The 17,723-nt window shown below is 69.0% G+C and carries 17 protein-coding genes; 6 read left to right on the top strand and 11 right to left on the bottom strand.

All coding sequences use genetic code 11. From position 1 onward, the window contains the following. Window positions 1-585: 585 nt before the first annotated feature. From FLX08_RS23850 to FLX08_RS23815, 8 genes are read right to left on the bottom strand one after another with little or no spacing between them, the layout of a single operon-like run. Complete coding sequence (locus tag FLX08_RS23850) at window positions 586-2,184, bottom strand: ABC transporter substrate-binding protein (protein WP_142621502.1); 1,599 nt, start codon at window positions 2,182-2,184, stop codon at window positions 586-588. A gap of 13 nt (window positions 2,185-2,197) precedes the next feature. Then, the gene (locus FLX08_RS23845) at window positions 2,198-2,998 is read right to left on the bottom strand and encodes an alpha/beta fold hydrolase (protein WP_142621500.1); all 801 of its coding nucleotides are present in this window, start codon (window positions 2,996-2,998) and stop codon (window positions 2,198-2,200) included. Window positions 2,999-3,038: 40 nt separating this feature from the next. Continuing rightward, window positions 3,039-4,031: an ABC transporter ATP-binding protein gene (locus FLX08_RS23840; RefSeq protein WP_142621498.1), complete on the bottom strand. Its 993-nt coding sequence runs from the start codon at window positions 4,029-4,031 to the stop codon at window positions 3,039-3,041. Further along, window positions 4,028-5,020 carry an ABC transporter ATP-binding protein gene (locus tag FLX08_RS23835; RefSeq protein ID WP_208761621.1) on the bottom strand — a complete coding sequence of 331 codons (993 nt, stop codon included), beginning with the start codon at window positions 5,018-5,020 and terminating at the stop codon, window positions 4,028-4,030. Before FLX08_RS23835 ends, FLX08_RS23840 begins: the two co-directional genes overlap by 4 nt. Continuing rightward, complete coding sequence (locus FLX08_RS23830) at window positions 5,017-5,880, bottom strand: ABC transporter permease (protein WP_142621496.1); 864 nt, start codon at window positions 5,878-5,880, stop codon at window positions 5,017-5,019. Before FLX08_RS23830 ends, FLX08_RS23835 begins: the two co-directional genes overlap by 4 nt. Next, a complete protein-coding gene (locus tag FLX08_RS23825) occupies window positions 5,877-6,836 on the bottom strand; it encodes an ABC transporter permease (protein WP_142621494.1) in 960 nt (319 codons plus the stop codon). The genes FLX08_RS23830 and FLX08_RS23825 overlap by 4 nt, the downstream gene beginning before the upstream one ends. Continuing rightward, complete coding sequence (locus tag FLX08_RS23820; protein WP_142621492.1) at window positions 6,833-7,624, bottom strand: FadR/GntR family transcriptional regulator; 792 nt, start codon at window positions 7,622-7,624, stop codon at window positions 6,833-6,835. The genes FLX08_RS23825 and FLX08_RS23820 overlap by 4 nt, the downstream gene beginning before the upstream one ends. Beyond that, entirely contained in the window at window positions 7,617-8,882 is a 1,266-nt protein-coding gene (locus FLX08_RS23815; protein WP_167530549.1) for an ArgE/DapE family deacylase, read from the bottom strand. The genes FLX08_RS23820 and FLX08_RS23815 overlap by 8 nt, the downstream gene beginning before the upstream one ends. A 293-nt stretch (window positions 8,883-9,175) precedes the next feature. On the opposite strand from FLX08_RS23815, the gene FLX08_RS43435 reads away from it, so the two are divergent. Continuing rightward, entirely contained in the window at window positions 9,176-9,268 is a 93-nt protein-coding gene (locus FLX08_RS43435) for a hypothetical protein (RefSeq protein ID WP_425280639.1), read from the top strand. A 360-nt stretch (window positions 9,269-9,628) separates the two neighbouring features. Here FLX08_RS43435 and FLX08_RS23805 read toward each other — a convergent pair whose 3' ends face one another. The 3 genes from FLX08_RS23805 to FLX08_RS23795 all read right to left on the bottom strand — a co-directional run bounded on the left by FLX08_RS23805 (window position 9,629) and on the right by FLX08_RS23795 (window position 11,871). After that, on the bottom strand, window positions 9,629-10,450 hold the full coding sequence (locus FLX08_RS23805) for an alpha/beta fold hydrolase (protein WP_142621488.1): 822 nt from the start codon (window positions 10,448-10,450) through the stop codon (window positions 9,629-9,631). Window positions 10,451-10,470: 20 nt separating this feature from the next. Further along, window positions 10,471-11,040 carry a DJ-1/PfpI family protein gene (locus FLX08_RS23800; protein WP_142621486.1) on the bottom strand — a complete coding sequence of 190 codons (570 nt, stop codon included), beginning with the start codon at window positions 11,038-11,040 and terminating at the stop codon, window positions 10,471-10,473. A gap of 96 nt (window positions 11,041-11,136) precedes the next feature. Then, window positions 11,137-11,871 (bottom strand): GntR family transcriptional regulator, encoded by a 735-nt coding sequence (locus FLX08_RS23795; RefSeq protein WP_142621484.1) that lies wholly within the window; start codon window positions 11,869-11,871, stop codon window positions 11,137-11,139. A 462-nt stretch (window positions 11,872-12,333) separates the two neighbouring features. Here FLX08_RS23795 and FLX08_RS23790 point away from each other — a divergent pair, with 462 nt between their 5' ends. From FLX08_RS23790 to FLX08_RS23770, 5 genes are all read left to right on the top strand, one after another. Next, window positions 12,334-13,686, top strand: a complete 1,353-nt coding sequence (locus FLX08_RS23790) for an extracellular solute-binding protein (protein WP_208761620.1) — start codon at window positions 12,334-12,336, stop codon at window positions 13,684-13,686. A gap of 80 nt (window positions 13,687-13,766) precedes the next feature. Continuing rightward, entirely contained in the window at window positions 13,767-14,633 is an 867-nt protein-coding gene (locus tag FLX08_RS23785; RefSeq protein WP_208761619.1) for a carbohydrate ABC transporter permease, read from the top strand. Continuing rightward, complete coding sequence (locus FLX08_RS23780) at window positions 14,633-15,544, top strand: carbohydrate ABC transporter permease (RefSeq protein WP_142621478.1); 912 nt, start codon at window positions 14,633-14,635, stop codon at window positions 15,542-15,544. Before FLX08_RS23785 ends, FLX08_RS23780 begins: the two co-directional genes overlap by 1 nt. Beyond that, the gene (locus FLX08_RS23775; RefSeq protein WP_142621476.1) at window positions 15,544-16,611 is read left to right on the top strand and encodes an ABC transporter ATP-binding protein; all 1,068 of its coding nucleotides are present in this window, start codon (window positions 15,544-15,546) and stop codon (window positions 16,609-16,611) included. The genes FLX08_RS23780 and FLX08_RS23775 overlap by 1 nt, the downstream gene beginning before the upstream one ends. Next, window positions 16,611-17,684, top strand: coding sequence for an ABC transporter ATP-binding protein (locus FLX08_RS23770; protein ID WP_142621474.1), 1,074 nt, complete (start codon window positions 16,611-16,613; stop codon window positions 17,682-17,684). The genes FLX08_RS23775 and FLX08_RS23770 overlap by 1 nt, the downstream gene beginning before the upstream one ends. Window positions 17,685-17,723 lie beyond the last annotated feature (39 nt).

Raw genomic sequence — 17,723 nt, 5'->3', positions numbered from 1 at the left:
TCCTGCACGTATGGCGTACGCGAGTTCGGCAAGGGCTGGCTGCGCCGTCGCCTGGAGGGCCGCGCCTGCAGTCATGAGGCTGTGGCCTCGCGCGAGGCGTACACGGCTCGTTTGATGCGCGGAGCGCTGGCCATGAGCAACAACCAGGCGCGGCGTTCGGGCACTTCCTCGCCGAGCTGACCCCTGCGGAGGCGGACGCGCTCCGGCAGGCGTTGAAAATCGTCCCCCGAACTGATCCATGCGCCCGTCGTCTCAACCTGTCCCTGAGCACCGCTACGCCCGCACCGGCAGGCTGCGCGAGGCCGGCGCCGCGTTGTCGCAGGAACTCGTGGGTGGGTCGTGCCCTGAGCCGGCCGAGCTCGCCCGGGTGATCCGTGCCTTCGCCGAACTCCCGTCCCCGGCTGCGGAAACGATGCCAAGGTCATCACGACGGGCGGGCCGAAGGCGTCGACATGCGAACGAAGAGAATCATGCGGCAGATGCGGGGCCGGGCCGGGTTCGACCTCCTACCCCAGCGCATCCGCTGCGCTGCAGATCATTCAGTGCCACCACCGATTGCGGGGCATGCCCGCATCGGGGCGCACGTCATCCGGTGAAGGCGACGTCCTCCAGGTTGAGCTCCAGCGTGGGGTTCACGGTGGAGCCGCTCACGTTCTTCTGCATGAGGTAGTTGAGGGTCTCGTAATGCGTGAAGATCAGCGGGCAGTCGTCCTGGACGATCGCGCGGATCTGGGTGTAGAGCTTCTTCCGCTCGGCCGTGTCGGTGGACGACGCGGCCCGGTCGATGAGCTTGTCGACGTCCGGGTTGGAGTACTTCATCGCGTTGATGGAGCCTCCCGTCTTCACGACCAGGGAGTAGAAGTTGTCCGGGTCGATGGTGCGCTCCTGGTAGGCGCTGGTCATCTCGTAGTCGCCCTTGGAATACCTGTCGAACCACACGGACACGTCGACCTGCTCGATCTGCATCGTGATACCGATCTTCTTCAGCGCCTCGGCGACGATCTCGCCGGTCTTCAGCAGCTCCGGATACTGCGGCAGACCGAGGTAGCGGATCGTCAGCCCGTTGGGGTATCCGGCGGCGGCGAGGAGCTGTTTGGCCTTGTCGAGGTTGGGCCCGGCGGCGAACGGGTCGACGCCGTCGTACCACGGAGAGCCGCTGGGCACCTCCTGCACGCCGGCCTCACCCGACCCGAAGTAGGCGATGTCCTTGATCACCTTGCGGTCGATGGCCCAGGCGATGGCCTGGCGCACCTCCTTCTTGTCGAACGGCGCCTTGGCGACGTTCATGGCGAGGAAGTCCGGGATGCCGGCCACGGGGCTGGTCTTGTAGGTGAAGCGCGGGTCCTTGCTCAGGGTGGGCAGCTGCTGCAGCGGAACGGCGTCGGCCCAGTTGATCTCCCCGGCCGACAGGGCGTCGACGCGGCTCTGGTCCACCAGCAGGAACCGGAAGTCGATCTCGTCGAGGTACGGACGACCGGAGCGGAAGTACTTGTCCCACTTCTTCAGCGTGATGTGGTCGCCCTGGACCCACTCGACGAACTGGAACGGTCCGGTGCCGACCGGGTTGCGGGCCGGGTCCTTCGACTCGATCGCCTTCTGGTTGACGATCTCGCCGTTGTTGGCCAGGTTCGTCAGGAACGGCCCGAACGACGACTTCAGATGGAAGACCACCTTCGTGGGGGAGACGACCTCGATCGAGTCGATCGGCGTGTACAGCGGGGCGTACGCGCTCGCGGTCTTCGGATCGAGGATCCGCTCGAAGGTGTACTTCACGTCGGTCGCGCCGAACTTCTCACCGTTGTGGAAGTAGGCGTTGTCGACCAGGTCGAAGGCCCACGTCTTGTCGTCCTGGGCGGTCCACTTGGTGGCCAGCCGCGGGATGACGGACCCGTCGGGCGCGAGGTCGACGAGCTTGCTGAAGATGCCGTCGTAAACCTGGGCGCCGGTGTAGACCGACGACACGGCGGGGTCGAGGCTGTCCGGCTCGCCGGTGAGGGCGGCCTTGAGGACGCCGCCCGCCTTCAGCGCGGCGGCGGCTCCGCCCCCGGCGACCGAGGAGGTGGTGGGACCGCAGGCCGACAGCAGCGAGCCGGCCGCGCCGACGCCGACCACGCTGAACCCGAGGAGGCCGGCGCGCCGCAGGAACGAGCGCCGCGACAGGTCAGGGCCGGAGTTGAACATCATGACAATCCCCTAGTCAGCCGGAGTGGGCGCGGACGAAGTCGATAAGGGTGGTGTTGAACGGCTCGGGGGTCTCCCACAGGCAGGCATGGCCGCCCGGAACCGTGGCCCATCGCGACCCGGGCACGGCTTCGTGCAGACGCCGCGAGAGCCGGACCGGGATGAGGATGTCCTCCTCGCCCGCGAGCACGAGCGTCGGAGCGGTGAGCTGCGCCAGCCGCTCGGTGGTGTCGTGGGTCTGGATGACGTTGAGCTGGGACAGGTACGCCTCGACGGGCATGGCCAACCCCGCCATGGCGGCGTCGAACTCCGCCGCCTCCTCCGGCCGCTCCTCGAAGAACGGCACCGTGAAGGCCCACAGCCCGACGTCCCGCATCACCGTGGGGACTCCCATCTCCCTGGCCATGTCGGCCCACAGTGCGAACATGCGGGAGCAGAACGGCCCAGGCGCGGCATAGGTGCAGGCGAGCGTCAGGGACTTCACATCGCCGGGGTAGGCCAGGGCGTACTCCTGGACGATCATGCCGCCCATGGAGACGCCCACCAGGTGGAAGCCGGTCAGCCCCAGGTGGTCGACGAGCGCCTTGGCGTCATCGGCGAGCAGGCGGGACGTGTACGGCCCTGCCGGCTTGTCCGACGCGCCGATGCCACGGTTGTCGAAGCGCAGGACCCGCAGCCCCGCGTCCAGCAGCGCGGGCACCTGGGCTTCCCAGGTCTCCAGGTCGTCGGCGAGGCCGTTGACGAGGACGACCGTTTCGGGCCCCTCGCCTTCGAGCTGGTAGTTGATCGTGATGCCGTTGACGAAAGCGGTTGACACGGGACCTCCGAAATCGGTTCTTCAGTGGAGTCGGATCGTGCTACGGCCGGGCCGGCAGCACGACGGGGCAGGCGACGCGGTGGGGGGTGTGGCCGGCGCTGTCGAGTGTCCCGACGGGCGTGAGGACGGGATGTTCCCGCGAGCACGAGTCCACCCTTAGCGGGCAGCGGGGATGAAACCGGCACCCCGACGGCGGGTCGATCGGGCTGGGAATGTCGCCGGACAGCGGGACGTGGACGAGCCGCGCGTCCGGCTCGGGAATCGGGACGGCGTCCAGCAGCGCCCGGGTGTACGGGTGCACCGGGTCGGCGAACAGGTCGGCCCGATCCGCGGTCTCCACGATCTTCCCGAGATACATCACGCTGACTTCACTGCTGACGTGCTCGACGACGCTGAGGTCGTGGCTGACGAACAGGAAGGCCACCCCGAGGTCGCGCTGCAGCCGCGCCATCAGATTGAGGATCTGCGCCTGCACGCTGACGTCGAGGGCACTGACCGGTTCGTCGGCCACGATGAGGTCAGGGCCGCTGGCCAGCGCCGCGGCGATCCCCACCCGCTGCCGCTGGCCGCCGGACAGTTGCACGGGATGCCGGTCCGCGTGGTCGGGCGACAACCCCACCAGGTCGAGTAGTTCGCGGACCCGGCGCTCCCGATCCGCCGGCGACCCGACGCCGAAGGCGTCCAGCGACTCGCGCACGCTGCGGCCGACCGTCCACCGGGGGTCCAGGCTGCCGAGCGGATCCTGGAAGACCGGCTGGATGCGCCGGCGGATGTCGCGAAGCGCGCTGCCCCGCAATCCGACGATCTCCGTGCCGTCGAAGACCACGGAGCCGTCGTCCGGCCGCTGCAGCCCGAGAACACAGCGGGCCAGCGTGCTCTTCCCGCTGCCCGACTCGCCGACCAGCCCGTGGGTGTGGCCGCGCTGCAGGGACAGGTCGACGCCGGACAACGCGTGCACGCGTTTGCGCCGCAGCCCCGACCCGGGGGCGGGGAAGGTGACGACGAGTCCGCGTACGTCGAGTAGTGCGGTCATGAGACCTCCTGGGCCACAGGTGGGAGAGCGTCGTGCAGCCAGCAGGCGACTCGGCCCCCGCCCCGCGTCTCCACCACCGGCGGAGCCGTGGTGCAGCGGTCGTGGACCCGGGCGCACCGCGCCGCGAACCGGCAACCGGCGGGCGGATCAGTGAGATCGGGCACCTGGCCGAGGATGACGGGAAGATCTCCGGATCGGTGGTGGGCGGCCGGCTGCGAGTCGAGCAGCGCCCGGGTGTACGGATGCAGCGGGTCGGCGAAGACGTCGCGGACCGTCCCCTGCTCCACGACCTGTCCGGCATACATCACGGCGATGCGGTCGCAGACCTGGGCGACGACGCCGAGGTCGTGCGTGATCATCAGCACCCCGGTGCCCGTGCGGACGGTGAGGTCGCGTAGCAGGTGCAGGATCTGGGCCTGGATGGTCACGTCAAGGGCGGTGGTCGGTTCATCGGCGATGAGCACCGAGGGATCGTTGGCGAGGGCCGCGGCGATCACCACGCGCTGCTTCATGCCGCCGGAGAACCGGTGGGGCGGGTCGGAGTATCTGGCGCCGGGATCCGGGATGCCCACGGCGCGTAGCAACTCGACGGCCCGCTCGCGCGCCTCGCGCCGGCCGATGTCGCGGTGGTTGCGGATGGCCTCGGCGACCTGGGCACCCACCGCGAACGTCGGGTCGAGACTGGCCGAGGGGTCCTGGCTGACCAGGGCGATGTCGTTGCCGCGTACCCGGCGATACTCCTCGGCGGTGAGACCCCCAAGATCCCGGCCGTCCAGCAGCACCTGGCCGGACAGTTGTGCCCCGCCGGGCAGCAGGCCCATGACGGCTCCGCCGAGTGTGGACTTCCCGCAGCCCGACTCTCCGACCAGGCCGACGATCTCACCGGAGCCGACGGCCAGCGTGACCCCGTCCACGGCCTCCACCCAGCGACCTCCCGCCACCGGGATGCGCACCCGCACGTCGTTGATCTGAAGCATGGTGCGGTTCACGAGGCCATCCCCTGCGGGTCGAGGCGGTGACGCAGCCCGTCACCGAGCAGATTGAAGGCGAGGACGATGACGGCGATGGCCAGTCCGGGGAAGATCTCGACCCAGGGCGCCTGCGTGAGCACGTCGCGGCCTTCGGAGAGCATGAGCCCGAGCGACGGGGTCGGCGGCTGTGTGCCAAGGCCGAGGAAGCTCAGCGAAGCCTCGATCTGGACCGCGAACCCCGCCAGGATCGCCGCCTGCACGAGCAGTGGGCCCAGCGCGTTCGGCACGACGTGGCGCCGCAGCACGGCGAGCGACGACCAGCCGCGGGCCCGGCCGCCTTCGACGAAACCCGCATGCGCGACCACGAGAGACGCCGCACGCTGCACCCGTGCCAGAATCGGCAGGTAGATCAGCGCGATGGCCAGCGCCGCCACGATGCTCCCGGGCCCCACGATGGCGATGAGGGTGATCGCGAGGAGGAGCGCGGGAAGGACGAGAAGCATGTCCAGCGGGCGCGAGATGACCTGGTCGACCCATCCGCCGAAGTAGCCGGCGGCCGTCCCCAGGGGGAGGGCCGCGAGGGAGGCGACGGCCACGGACGCGAAGACGATCGCCAGGCTGGTCCGCAAGGCGTACACCGTGCGGCTGAACACGTCCCGGCCGAGTGCGTCGGCTCCGAAGGGATGCCCCAGGTCAGGCGCGGCGAGCACGTGTGTGGGGTCGATGGCGTTGGGATCGTGCGGGGCGATCAAGGGCGCGAGGAGGGTGACGATCACCAGCACCACGAGGATGAGCGCGCCGGCCCGCGCGGAGCGCGGCAGCCAGAAGAACGCCCTGACCACGGCGGTCCCCCCTGCCGGGGTGCTCTTGGCCGTCATGACTCTCCCCTGTCGGACACCTGCGGGTCGATGAAGCCCACCACCAGGTCGGTGATGAGGCTGACCAGGATGAACAGCGTCGCCACCACGAGCAGCCCGGCCTGGACCACCGGGTAGTTGCGCTGGTTGATGGCCGTGACGATCAGCCGGCCGACTCCCGGGAGCGCGAAGAGCGTCTCCACGACGATCGCGCCGCCCAGCAGGACGCCGAACTGGATGCCGATGACCGTGGCGATGGGGGTCGCCGCGTTACGCAGGGCGTGACGGTAAACGATCGAGCGTTCTCTGGTGCCCTTGGCCCTCAGGTAGACGATGAAGGGCCGTCCTATGACCCCCAGCATCGCCCCGCGGGTCGTCCGGATGATGTACGCCGCCTCGGCGACGGCCAGCGTGAGCACCGGAAGGATCATGTACGTGAGGTTGCCGCCGGGATCTTCGGTGAAGGGCACGTATCCCGACGGCGGCAGCCACATCATCGTGCCGGCGCACACCAGCACGAGCATGATGCCGAGCCAGAAGTCGGGGACGCTGATCCCGAAGACCACGAAGCCCTCGGTCAGGCGGCGCGCCCACCGGCCGCCGACGGCCGCGCGGACGCCGAGCGGCACGCCGACGGCGACGGCGAGAAGCATCGACAGCAGCGTGATTTCCAGCGTGACGGGGACGCGCTGCGCGAGCAGTTCGCTGAGCGGCGCCTTGCTCACGAAGTCCTGGCCGAAATCGCCGTGGAGGAGACCGGCGAGCCAGTCGCGATACTGCACCCACAACGGGTCGTCGAGGTGAAGCTGGGCCCGCACCTGCGCTATCGACTCGGGGGTCGCGCGGAAACCCAGCATGGTCCGGACCGGGTCGCCGGGAACCAGCCGGATGATCAGGAAGATGACGACGCTCATCACGAACAGCACCGGGATGGTGAGCCCGAGCCGCCGGAGCACGAAAAGCAGGCGCGGGTTCATTCGTCGGTCTCCAGGGTCGCCAGCTCCTGGACTCGCGCCACCAGATCGCGAACCAGTTTCTCGGTCAGGCCGAAGTGCTCGAGGGCGATCGTCGAGGCGCGTTCGGGGTCCTGGGCGATGACGGCGTCGGCCAGCAGCCCGTGCTGCTCCGCGGCGACCCGGCGGATCTCCGGCGTGTACGGCTCGGCGCCCAGGTCAAGACTGATCCTCGTACGGATCTGAGCGCTCAGGCCGACCAGGACCGAATTGTGCGTCGACTCCGCGATCGCCCGGTGCACGCGCTCGTCGGCGACGCGGGACTCCTCGCGGTCGGTGGCCGCGTGGTAGTCCTCGAGGGCCTGCGAAAGGGCCGCCACGTCGTCTTCGTTGCGGCGGAGGGCCGCCGTCGCGGCGATCACCGGCTCCAAGAGCTGGCGGGCATCGAACAACGCCTCGAAGCGGTCCCAGTTGGGCAGCAGGTGCCGTCGGATGAGATCGGCCGACGACGGCCGCCAGTTCTCCAGCACGAACGAGCCGCCGTTGCGGCCACGGCGTTGCTCGATGAAGCCGCTCTCGGTCATGCGGCGCAGGGCCTCCCGCACGGTTGCCCGGGAGACGCCGAGCAACGACGCGAGCTCGCGCTCGGGCGGAAGCGCCTGGCCGGGCACGTACACCCCGAGGGCGACGGCGGTGACGAGACGCTCCACGATCTGTTCCGGCGCGTTGCGCACCACGATGGGCCTGGCCAGCGGGTCGGTGTTGTCACGCTGCAGCTCGTTCAGCAGCGGAGCGTCGAAGATCTCACTCATCCGCGGTGCTGCCCTCGAACCAGTGGTGGAGGAAGCGCGCGAGCACCTTCGCTCCGTCGGCGATGCTGCTCAGCTCGACGCTCTCGTCGATCCCGTGCATGTCGTAGACCTGCGGGCCGTAGCAGAGGGCGGGGACGCCGAAGTCGTTGACATAGAACCGGGCGTCCGTGGTGGTGCCCATGACGTACCTGAGCGGGTCGGCGCCGTGCACTTCGCGATGGGCACTGGCCATCGCGGTGGTCAGCGGATGCCCGTCCGCGAGGGCATACCCGGCCGCCCGGAACCCCGAGGCCGTGACGACAGGCTTGGACGGGAACCGGCCGTCACGGGCCGCGATGTCTTCGACGGCGGCTCTGATCCGTTGCTCGGCCTCACCCGGGGACCACGACCGTGGGAAACCGACACGAAGCCTCAGCACGGCGTCGGTCGGGACACTGGAGTGCCAGTCACCGGCGGAGATGCCCCCGACATTGAGGTTGTACGGGCTGGCCAGCTCGGTGAAGGCCTCGTCGGGCGCCTCCTGCGGGAGGCGTTCGCACCATTTCCGCAAACCCTCGGTGAGGACGCCGCACAGATCCACCGGGTTGACGGCCATGTGGGCGGACTCGGCGTGCGCGGACCGGCCGACGACGCGCACGTCGAGCCAGATCACGCCGACCCCTCCGGTGAGGATGCCGAGGTCGGTGGGTTCGAGTACGACGGCGGCGTCGGCGAGCACCCCCGCCCGCGACGCCGACAGCGTGCCGTTGCCTGTGCACTCCTCTTCGATGGCGCCCAGGAACATCAGCCGACCGGTGTCGAACCCGGGCGCCACCTTGTCGAGGGCCCGTACGGCGAGCACACCCATCGCGAAACCGCACTTCATATCGCCCGCGCCGCGGCCGTACAGCCGGCCGTCCCGCCGCGCCGGCCGGAACGGGGGGCTGCTCCACAACTCGGGTGTGCCGGCCGGCACCACGTCCAGATGGCCGTTCAGAAGAAGGGACGGGCCGTCTCCATGGCCCCGCCTTCCCAGGACGTTGGCCCGCCCGGCATACGACGTCTGGCCGACGCCGGCGAGCGGGTCGGAGACGATCTCCTCCGGGATCGGCAGGAACTCGACGTCGAAACCGGTCGCGGCGAGCTCCGCCCCGAATACGTCACAGACCTCGGCCTCGTGGCCGACCGTGCTGGGCGCCGCGACGAGGCGCTCGAGGAAAGCGAAGGCGTCCTCCGCCAAGGCATCGACAGCGCTGTCGAGAGCTTCCCCGCTGACCATGTCACCTCCAAAGGTATATGGTTCGGTCCATAGACCATAAAGAGGCGATGTAACCCCCGTCAAGCCTGTCCGTAATTCAGGAATGTTACGTTTTCCGAGGTAGTGGGCCTGACCGAAAAGTGAGGCACCGGCCGGAAGGCCTTGGGTCGGGGTGGCGAGAGCGGTCACACTGCGGACGGGGGACGGGGCTGGTCCGCGGTCAGGCATGGGTACGGGCCGCCCGGTCGTGGTCGATCGCCGCCGACGAGAGGCGCAAGGCCGTGGTCGCCCGCTAGGCCCAGCGGCGTGCGGAGCTGAAGGAGGTCGCACGCACCGGGTTCCGGCAGATGGCCCATCGGGGCGAACTGCCGGGCGTCACGAAAGCGAGCTGGAAAGCGAGCCGGTGATCGTGGCCGTTCTCAAGCGCGGAACCTCGCGCGGCAACACCCGCCACCGCCGCAGCCAGTGAAGGCGACTCGCTATGTGCGCAGGGGGAAGGGCGGCGTGGGTCGTCGGCGGGGCGGGGCCGGAGCAGGGGGCCTCGAACAGGGCCGGCTGCGCGGCCCCGCCGGGTTTCTTTCCTCCGCGGCGCCGACGTCGCTGCGTCCGGCGTGGTTCGCCAGGATGCCGATGCGACAATGACGAGGCGGTGACCTCGGTCACCGCCTCGTCATGGCTCTGGTCTGGGGGAGGGCGTCGCTTCCGCGCGGATCACGCCTGCTCCATGCCGGTCTGCTTGAGCACCCGCTGCGGACCTGTCGCAGTGATCAGTGCCCTCGTTCCCGGCCGAGGAAGCACGACAGGAGCTGCCTGAACTCGTGCGGGTGCTCGAGCGCGGGCACGTGCCCGCATCGGCCGAACACGTGCAGACGGACGTCGGCCAGGTGTTCGAGCAGGGGCAGGGCCGCCGTTCCGAGCGGGGTGACCCGGTCGTCGGCGCCGTGGACGAGCAGCACGGGCGCGCGGATCCCTGCCAGCGTTCGCGCCGAGAGAGTGAGGTCGTCGGCCCAGCGTGCCCTGGGCGGAGGGAACAGCGACGCATACGCGGCCGCTCCCGCGTGCATCGCTTCCGCACGGGCGGCGACGGCCGACTCGGTCACGAGCGCCTGGTCGAAGAAGAGACGGCGCAACATGTCTCGTGCCCCGGCCGGGCCGGCGGGGGCGGCCCAGAGCGCGTCGAGGTCGGCGGACAGCGGCGCCCCGGGAGCGCCCATCGTCGAGACCGCCACGACATGGGTGACCTGCCGGGGACGCGCGGCCGCCAACGCCAGCGCCACGGCACCGCCCATGGAGTGGCCCACCACGGCGTAGTGCTCGGCACCGAGAGCGTCCATCAGGCCCGCGGCCTGCTCCGTCCACAGCCGGAGCCCACCCCGGGAGCCCGCCGGGATCGGTGTACGGCCGAACCCCGCCTGGTCAGGCGCCACGAGGCGCAAGGACGTGCCCAGCGCCTGCGCCGTCGCCGCCCAGGCCCCGGATCCGGTCGTACCGGGTCCGGAGCCGTGCAGCATCAGCACTGCGGGCCCGGTGCCGCTGTCCATGACATGGACGGGGGAGCCGCCGACCGTGACGGTCCGAAGTTCCGTCACAGTCGGCACCTCACGTGTGCTCATGCCGATGCGGAGTCGATGGACTTCGAGAAGACCTCCATCATCACCTTGCCGAACTGCGGCATGTCGGGCCAGCCGCGGCAGGAGACAAGGTTGCCGTCGACGACGTCGGGAGCGTCGATGACCGTCGCGCCCGCGTTCTCCATGTCACCCGTGATGGGGGGGAAGCACGCCGTCTTCCGGCCCTTCAGCAGCCCGTACACGGCCGGCACCTGCGCGCCGTGGCACACCAGGGCGATGGGGAGGTTGCGCGCGAAGAAGTGCTCGGTGATGCGCCTGACGTCGGGGTCGACCCGGATCCACTCGGGGGCGCGTCCCCCGGGGATGATGAGGGCGTCGTAGCGCTCGACGTCGACCTCGGCCCAGGTCACGTCGACCGGCAGCTTCCGGCCGTTCTTCTCCACGTAGGCGTCGGAGTTCGGGTCGAACTCGTGGATGACCAGCTGAACGTCACGCATCGTCCGTGACGAGACGTCGACGTCCCAGCCGCCCTCCTGCACGCGATAGTAGGGATACATGGTGTCGAGCTCCTCGGCGGCGTCGCCGGTAAGGAGCAGCGCTCTGGGCACCTGCTTCTCCTCGAAACTGGGGCGGGGGGAGACGGATCCAATCGGATCCGATCCGATTTTGTCAGCATTCCTCGGCTTGGTCCGCCCGTCAAGCCTTTACCGCGATTCGTCCGCGTCCTTGACCTCATCGAACAATCGCCGGAATCGCTCGCCTGATCGCAGGATGTGCCGGCGCATGGCGTAGGCGGCGGCGTCGGGGTCGCGCGCGGCGATCGCGGCCACGACCTCCTCGTGCTCGGCCATGGCCAGGTGGGTGACCTGGGTGTCGTGGAGAAGCCGGAACAGGTGCACGTGCGTGTGCAGGCGAGCGAGCGCTTCGCGGATGGCCTGGTTCTCCCCGCTCAAGGCGACGAGATCGTGAAAGGCGGCGTCGCGCAGCCCGAAGGCGCCGTAGGCCATGCGCCCGCTGCCCCCCTCCAGCTCCGCCATCTCCTCCAGCATTCGCCGCAGGCCGGCCACCTGCTCCAACGACGCGCGCTCGGCGGATCTGCGCGCCGCCGCCGGCTCGAGGAGCAGGCGGAGCTCGAGCATCTCCTCGAATCGGTGACGGGTGATCTGGGGGGGAATGCGATAGCCGGCATGGGGCACGCGCACGACCAGGCCCTCGGACTCCATGCGGTTGAGAGCGTCTCGGATCGGCGTCTGCGAGACGCCCAGCTCTCGCGCCAGGGCGTCGATCGTGACGCGGGAGCCAGGCTCGATCCGTAGCGACATCAGCTGTCCGAGCAGCGTGTCGTACACCTCGTCGGCAAGCCGGCCGCGAGATCTTCTCGGCGGCGTTCCGCCCGTCAGGGTCCCACCGCGCCGCGCGATCATCACTTCGTCGTCCATCGTGACACGAGGTCCTTTCTCATCTCTTCGGGAACCTGTTGACATCGGTCGCAACGCTGCGGGATGTTGACGCCCCCAATCGGATCGTATAGGAAAGGGGGCGGATGCTGGCCATCCCCCACAAATCGCGGAATCGCCCGCCATCGCTCCGCTTCGACCAGTTGGAGCTCCTATGAGCATGTTCGACGTCCTATTCGATTCGCCGCCGGGCCCCACACGGCCCGAAGGACTTCGCGACTGCCTGGAGCTCCACGACGTCGTGGCGTACTCGTGACGCCCTGTCTGCGGGTCAGCCCCTGCGACAGCCGGTAACACGCCTCAACACCCCCCAACTGCTCGGCGAAGCACGCAGTAAGGCTCCAGAAGCCCCCCACCCAGAAAGCAGGCAAGAGGATGCGGTATCCACATCGAATAGGACGACTGTCGGTTCCCGGTCGAAGGGCGCGGCTGGCAGCGGCGGCCATGTTGATGGTCACGACCGCGGTGGCCTGCGGCGGCGGCGGCACGGAGAGCAGCGCCCCCAAGGCGCCGGCGACCGTCCCCGAGCTCACCAAGGACCCGCTGACCCTCAGCTTCATCTGGTTCGACTGGCCCCCCGCTCACGCCCTGGAGGACTTCGCGAACGCGGAGTACACCAAGGAGCGGCCGAACGTGACCATCAAGGTCAACACCGTGCCCAACGCGAACTGGCACGACGCGATGTTCACCCAGTTCGCCGCGCACAAGACCGACTTCGACATCCCGATCCTGGACTCGCAGCACATCGGCGAGGCCGTGACGAACGGCAACATCCTCGACATCACCGACTTCGTCAAGAAGAACATCGACGTCAACGCCTACAACCCGTACCTCCTGGCGGCCTACGGCCAGTTCCCCCAGGCGGAGACCGGCAAGCGCGACGAGAACGCCAGCCTGTACGGACTGCCGCTGCTCGGTGACACCTGGACGATGATCTATCGCAAGGACCTGATCGGCGACAAGCCGCCGCAGACCTGGGACGAGATGATCTCGGTCGCCGAGAAGTGCCAGGCGGACAACCCCGGCGTCAGTGGCCTGGCCTTCCACCAGGCCAACGGCTCCGACGCCGCGGCCGTCACCTACAACACGGTCAACGGCGTCTACGGCGGCAACCTCTGGGACGCCAAGTCGCGCAAGATCAACGGCGTCCTCAACGACGCCGCGGGCCAGGAGGCGATGGACGTCCTGGTCAACAAGATGAAGCCGCTCACCGCCAAGGGCTCCGGCAACTGGTTCATCGACGAGGTGAACGCGGCGGTCGCCCAGGGCAAGGCGTGCATCGCGTTCAACTGGATCGCCGCGAGCGGCGCCCTGCTCGACCCGAAGCAGTCGACGCTCGGCACCACGCGGGAGCAGATCCTCGAGAAGCTGGGCTTCGCCACCCTGCCGACCCAGAAGACGAACCTGGTGCCTCTCGGCGGCATGGGGATGCACGTGTCGGCCTACTCCTCCGAGGAGAAGCAGGCGGAGGCGCTGAACTTCATGAAGTGGTTCGAGCAGGCCGACATCCAGAAGAAGTGGGCCGCCGCCGGTGGCGTGCCCTCGCGTACGGACGCCCTCGAGTCGCCCGAGTTCCTCAACGCCGGGCCGTTCAACAAGGTGTACGCCGACTCGGTTCCGCGGATGCGGGACATGTGGAACGTGCCTGAGTACGCGCGTCTCGTCGACATCGAGAACACCAACGTGAACGCCGCTCTCAACGGCGCGAAGAGCCCGAAGGACGCGCTCGACGACATCGCGAAGGAGCAGCAGAGCGTGCTCGACTCCAGCAACCGCAAGGGCGGCGGCGGGCTGTGAGTGACTCCGCCTCCCTGACTACCGACCACCCCGGGCAGGCGGCGTCCACGACGCCGCCTGCGCGGGGGCGGTCCCGCCGCTTGAGCGACCGATGGCTCGCCGTGGTCTTCATCTCCCCGGCGCTGCTGCTGTTGCTCGCGATGTCGGTGTTTCCGTTGCTGTGGGCGTTGTACCTGTCTTTCACCGACTACTCGGCCACCCGCGGGGGGCCGGCCAATTTCGTCTGGTTCGAGAACTACACCGCCATCCTGGCTTCGGCGCAGGTCCACCTGAGGGCCCTGACGACGTTGATCTACGTGATCGGCGCCGTCGCCCTGCAGACCGTGCTCGGCTTCACCATCGCCTACCTGATCTCACGGCGTACGCACGGGCGAGGACTGCTGACCACCCTGTTCCTGGTTCCGATGATGCTGTCGCCGGTCGTGGTCGGGTTGTTCTGGCGGTTCATGCTCGACGCGCAGTTCGGCGTGATCAACAGCATGCTCGGCTCGCTCGGCCTGGGGCAGGTGGAGTGGCTCACCCGGCAGCAGACGGCGTTGTTCTCCCTGATCGTGGTCGACACCTGGCAGTGGACGCCGTTCATCATGCTCATCGCGCTCGCGGGCCTCACCGCGGTCCCCAAGTACCTGTACGAGGCCGCCTCGATCGACCGGGCGTCCGAGTGGTTCCGGTTCCGCACCATCACGCTTCCGCTGGTGTGGCCGCTCCTCCTTATCGCCGTGTTGTTCCGGGCCATCGAGGCGTTCCGGCTGTTCGACCTCGTCTACATCCTCACCAGCGGAGGGCCGGGGGTCTCCACCGAGACGTTGTCGTTCCACGTCTACAAGGTCGCGTTCCTGGGCTTCAACACCGGAACCGCCTCGGCGTACGGGATCCTCATGGTCCTCGTCGTCATCGTCCTTACGCAGCTCTACCTGCGTTACTTGAACAAGCTCAAGGAGGACTGATGGCCGTGTCCGTCGACGAGGCCGTGTCCACGAGTCCTGTACAGGATCACACGCCCCCCGCGCGCCGCTTCGGCCTCCGCGGCCGCTCCGTGCTGGAGGTCGCGCTGCTGGCCGTGCTGGCCGTCGTGATGCTCTTCCCGGTGCTGTGGATGATCGAGACGTCCATCAAGGAGAACCGGGACGTCTACGCCATCCCGGCGAAGTTCTTCGGCTTCACGGTCACCCTGGACCATTTCAAGGACGTGTTCGTCGCCTCCGGCGGCGGCCGTTCGACCTTGTCCGTCGCGTTCCTCAACTCCGTCGTGGTCGCCGGGGTCTCCACGGCGCTGGCCACCGTGCTGGGGGTCCCGGCGGCCTGGGCCTACTCACGCTTCGCCGTGAAGGCCAAGAAGGACCAGCTGTTCTTCATCCTGTCCACCCGCTTCATGCCGCCCGTGGTGGTGGTGATCCCGATCTTCCTCATGTACCGCCAGGTCGGGCTCATCGACTCCAAGCTGGGCCTGATCCTCATCTACGCCGCGTTCAACGTCCCGTTCACGATCTGGATGATGAAGGGGTTCGTCGACGAGGTGCCCGCGGAGTATGAGGACGCCGCCATGCTCGACGGCTACACCCGCCTGCAGGCGTTCCGGCGGTTCACCCTTCCCCTGCTCCTGCCCGGCATCGCCGCGACGGCGGTGTTCGCACTCATCTTCTCGTGGAACGAATTCGTGTTCGCCATCTTCCTCACCTCCAGCGACAGCGTGCGGACGGCTCCGCCCGCCATCGCCGGCCTCATCGGCGGAACCACCGTGGACTGGGGTCTCGTGGCCGCCTCCTCCGTGGTGTTCGCCCTGCCGGTGCTCGTCTTCGCCTACCTGGTGCGCAAGCACCTCGTCGCCGGTGTGACGCTCGGGGCGGTGCGACGCTGATGGCGGGCATCGAGGTGACCGCCCTGCACAAGCGGTATCCGGACGGGACCGTCGCGGTCGAGCACGTGGACCTGTCCATCGGCGACGGCGAGCTGTTCGTGATGCTCGGCCCTTCGGGGTGCGGCAAGACGACCACGCTGCGGGCCATCGCCGGCCTGGAGAGGCAGACGACGGGTGACATCCGCATCGGCGACACGCTGGTCAACGACCTGCCGCCCGCCGAGCGCGACATCGCCATGGTGTTCCAGTTCTACGCTCTCTATCCGCACCTGAGAACCCGCGACAACCTGGCGTTCCCGCTTCGGGCCGAGGGACTGCCCAAGGCGGAGGTGCGCGAGCGGGTCGACGAGGCCGCCCGGCTGATGCGGCTCGGCCCGCTCCTGGACCGGCGACCGCACCGGCTGTCCGGCGGGGAGCAGCAGCGCGTCGCGCTCGCTCGCGCCCTGGTGCGGCGACCGCGCGCGTTCCTCATGGACGAACCCCTCACCAATCTGGACGCGGAGCTGAGGGCGGACATGCGCACGGAGATCAAGCACCTGCAGGGAGAGCTGGGGACGACGATGGTCTACGTCACCCACGACCAGGTCGAGGCGATGTCGCTCGGCCACAGAATCGCCATCCTCAACAAGGGCCGCGTCGAGCAGATCGGCACGCCGCTGGAGGTCTACGACCGCCCGGCGAGTCTGTTCTGCGCCGCGTTCATCGGCTCCCCGCCGATGAACCTCATCGAGGTGGAGGTGGCCGACGGGAAGCTGCGCAGCAAGGGCGGTCTGGTCCTCACGCCACCGCCGGGCCTGCCGCGCGACCGTCACCTTGTCGCAGGCGTCCGGCCGGAGGCGCTGGAGGTCACAGAACCGGGGGCGGAAGGTTCGGCCCCGGCCCGCGTGGTCTCGGCGGAGTGGCTGGGCGACGAGATCATCTACGTGGTCGACCACGGCGGCGAGCACGAGGTGCGGGTCCGGATGCCGCCGACCGTCCGTTTCGCCGCAGACGCACCGGTCGGTCTGCGGCACACCGGCGGGCCCCCGCCGGTCTACGACGTGAGCACGGAAGAGCTGGTGGCCTGATGGGAACCGTGGCAGCGCACGGGCTGCGCAAGTCCTTCGGCAAGGTCCAGGCACTGGACGGGGTGACGCTGGACGTGCCGGACGGCTCGTTCTTCGTCGTGCTCGGGCCCTCCGGGGCGGGCAAGACGACGACCCTGCGGGCGATCGCCGGCCTTGAGAAGCTCGACGCCGGGTCGGTGCATCTGGACGGGAGGGACGCGACCGGCGACGCCCCTGCCGATCGCGACCTGGCCATGGTGTTCCAGAGCTACGCCCTCTATCCGAAACTCACGGCGTACGAGAACATCGCTTCGCCGCTGCGGGCACGCCGCTGTTCCTCGAGCGAGATCGCCGCCGCCGTCGAGCGGATGTCGAGCCTGCTGCACATCGAACGTCTGCTGCAGCGTCGTCCCGCGCAGATGTCGGGCGGTGAGATGCAGCGTGTCGCCCTGGCCCGGGCGCTGGTCCGCAGCCCGCGCGCGTTCCTCATGGACGAGCCGCTGACGAACCTCGACCTCAAGCTCCGCGTCGAGATGCGCACCGAGCTCACCCGCATCCACCGGAGCCTCGGAGCGACCTTCATCTACGTGACCAACGACCAGGTCGAGGCCCTGTCGATGGCCGACTACGTCGCGGTCCTCAAGGAGGGGAAGGTGCAGCAGGTCGGGACGCCGGCCGAGGTGTACGAGCGTCCGGCCAACCAGTGGGTCGCGGGATTCGTCGGGAGCCCGCAGATCAGCCTGCTCGCCTGCCGCGCCGAGGGAGATCAGCTGGTCGGTGAGGGCTGGACGCTGCCGCGGCCCCGCTGGGCCGAAGCCGAGGACGGCCGTCCGCTGCTGCTGGGCCTGCGCGCGGAGAACCTGTCCATCGAGCAGCGCGGGGACGCGTCGCTGCCGGGGGAGCTCTACGGGCTCGAGCCGCTCGGTGACCGGACGGTGGTCGACGTCCGCGTGGGGACGGAGATCCTCAAGGTCAAGGCCCGGCCCACCGTCACCGGTGTGCCGGGCGAGCGGCTGCAGGTCACGGTCGACCTGGACCGTGCGCACGTGTTCGACGCGGGCACCGGGCTGTCGTTGTCCGATGCCGGGAGGTAACCGCGCAGGGCGGCGAGGTCACGCCGGACATCACCAAGA

Source organism: Microbispora hainanensis, from assembly GCF_006874475.1.
Taxonomy (GTDB): Bacteria; Actinomycetota; Actinomycetes; order Streptosporangiales; family Streptosporangiaceae; genus Microbispora; species Microbispora hainanensis.
This window is presented reverse-complemented; position numbering and strand designations above follow the sequence as displayed.

What these genes read in the sequence shown, in the direction of transcription:
- FLX08_RS23825 (WP_142621494.1), bottom strand. Translation starts at nt 6,836, where the DNA reads ATGAACCCGCGCCTGCTTTTCGTGCTCCGGCGGCTCGGGCTCACCATC.
- FLX08_RS23830 (WP_142621496.1), bottom strand. Translation starts at nt 5,880, where the DNA reads ATGACGGCCAAGAGCACCCCGGCAGGGGGGACCGCCGTGGTCAGGGCG.
- FLX08_RS23770 (WP_142621474.1), top strand. Translation starts at nt 16,611, where the DNA reads ATGGGAACCGTGGCAGCGCACGGGCTGCGCAAGTCCTTCGGCAAGGTC.
- FLX08_RS23820 (WP_142621492.1), bottom strand. Translation starts at nt 7,624, where the DNA reads ATGAGTGAGATCTTCGACGCTCCGCTGCTGAACGAGCTGCAGCGTGAC.
- FLX08_RS23775 (WP_142621476.1), top strand. Translation starts at nt 15,544, where the DNA reads ATGGCGGGCATCGAGGTGACCGCCCTGCACAAGCGGTATCCGGACGGG.
- FLX08_RS23815 (WP_167530549.1), bottom strand. Translation starts at nt 8,882, where the DNA reads ATGGTCAGCGGGGAAGCTCTCGACAGCGCTGTCGATGCCTTGGCGGAG.
- FLX08_RS23850 (WP_142621502.1), bottom strand. Translation starts at nt 2,184, where the DNA reads ATGATGTTCAACTCCGGCCCTGACCTGTCGCGGCGCTCGTTCCTGCGG.
- FLX08_RS23780 (WP_142621478.1), top strand. Translation starts at nt 14,633, where the DNA reads ATGGCCGTGTCCGTCGACGAGGCCGTGTCCACGAGTCCTGTACAGGAT.
- FLX08_RS23790 (WP_208761620.1), top strand. Translation starts at nt 12,334, where the DNA reads ATGTTGATGGTCACGACCGCGGTGGCCTGCGGCGGCGGCGGCACGGAG.
- FLX08_RS23840 (WP_142621498.1), bottom strand. Translation starts at nt 4,031, where the DNA reads ATGACCGCACTACTCGACGTACGCGGACTCGTCGTCACCTTCCCCGCC.
- FLX08_RS23795 (WP_142621484.1), bottom strand. Translation starts at nt 11,871, where the DNA reads ATGGACGACGAAGTGATGATCGCGCGGCGCGGTGGGACCCTGACGGGC.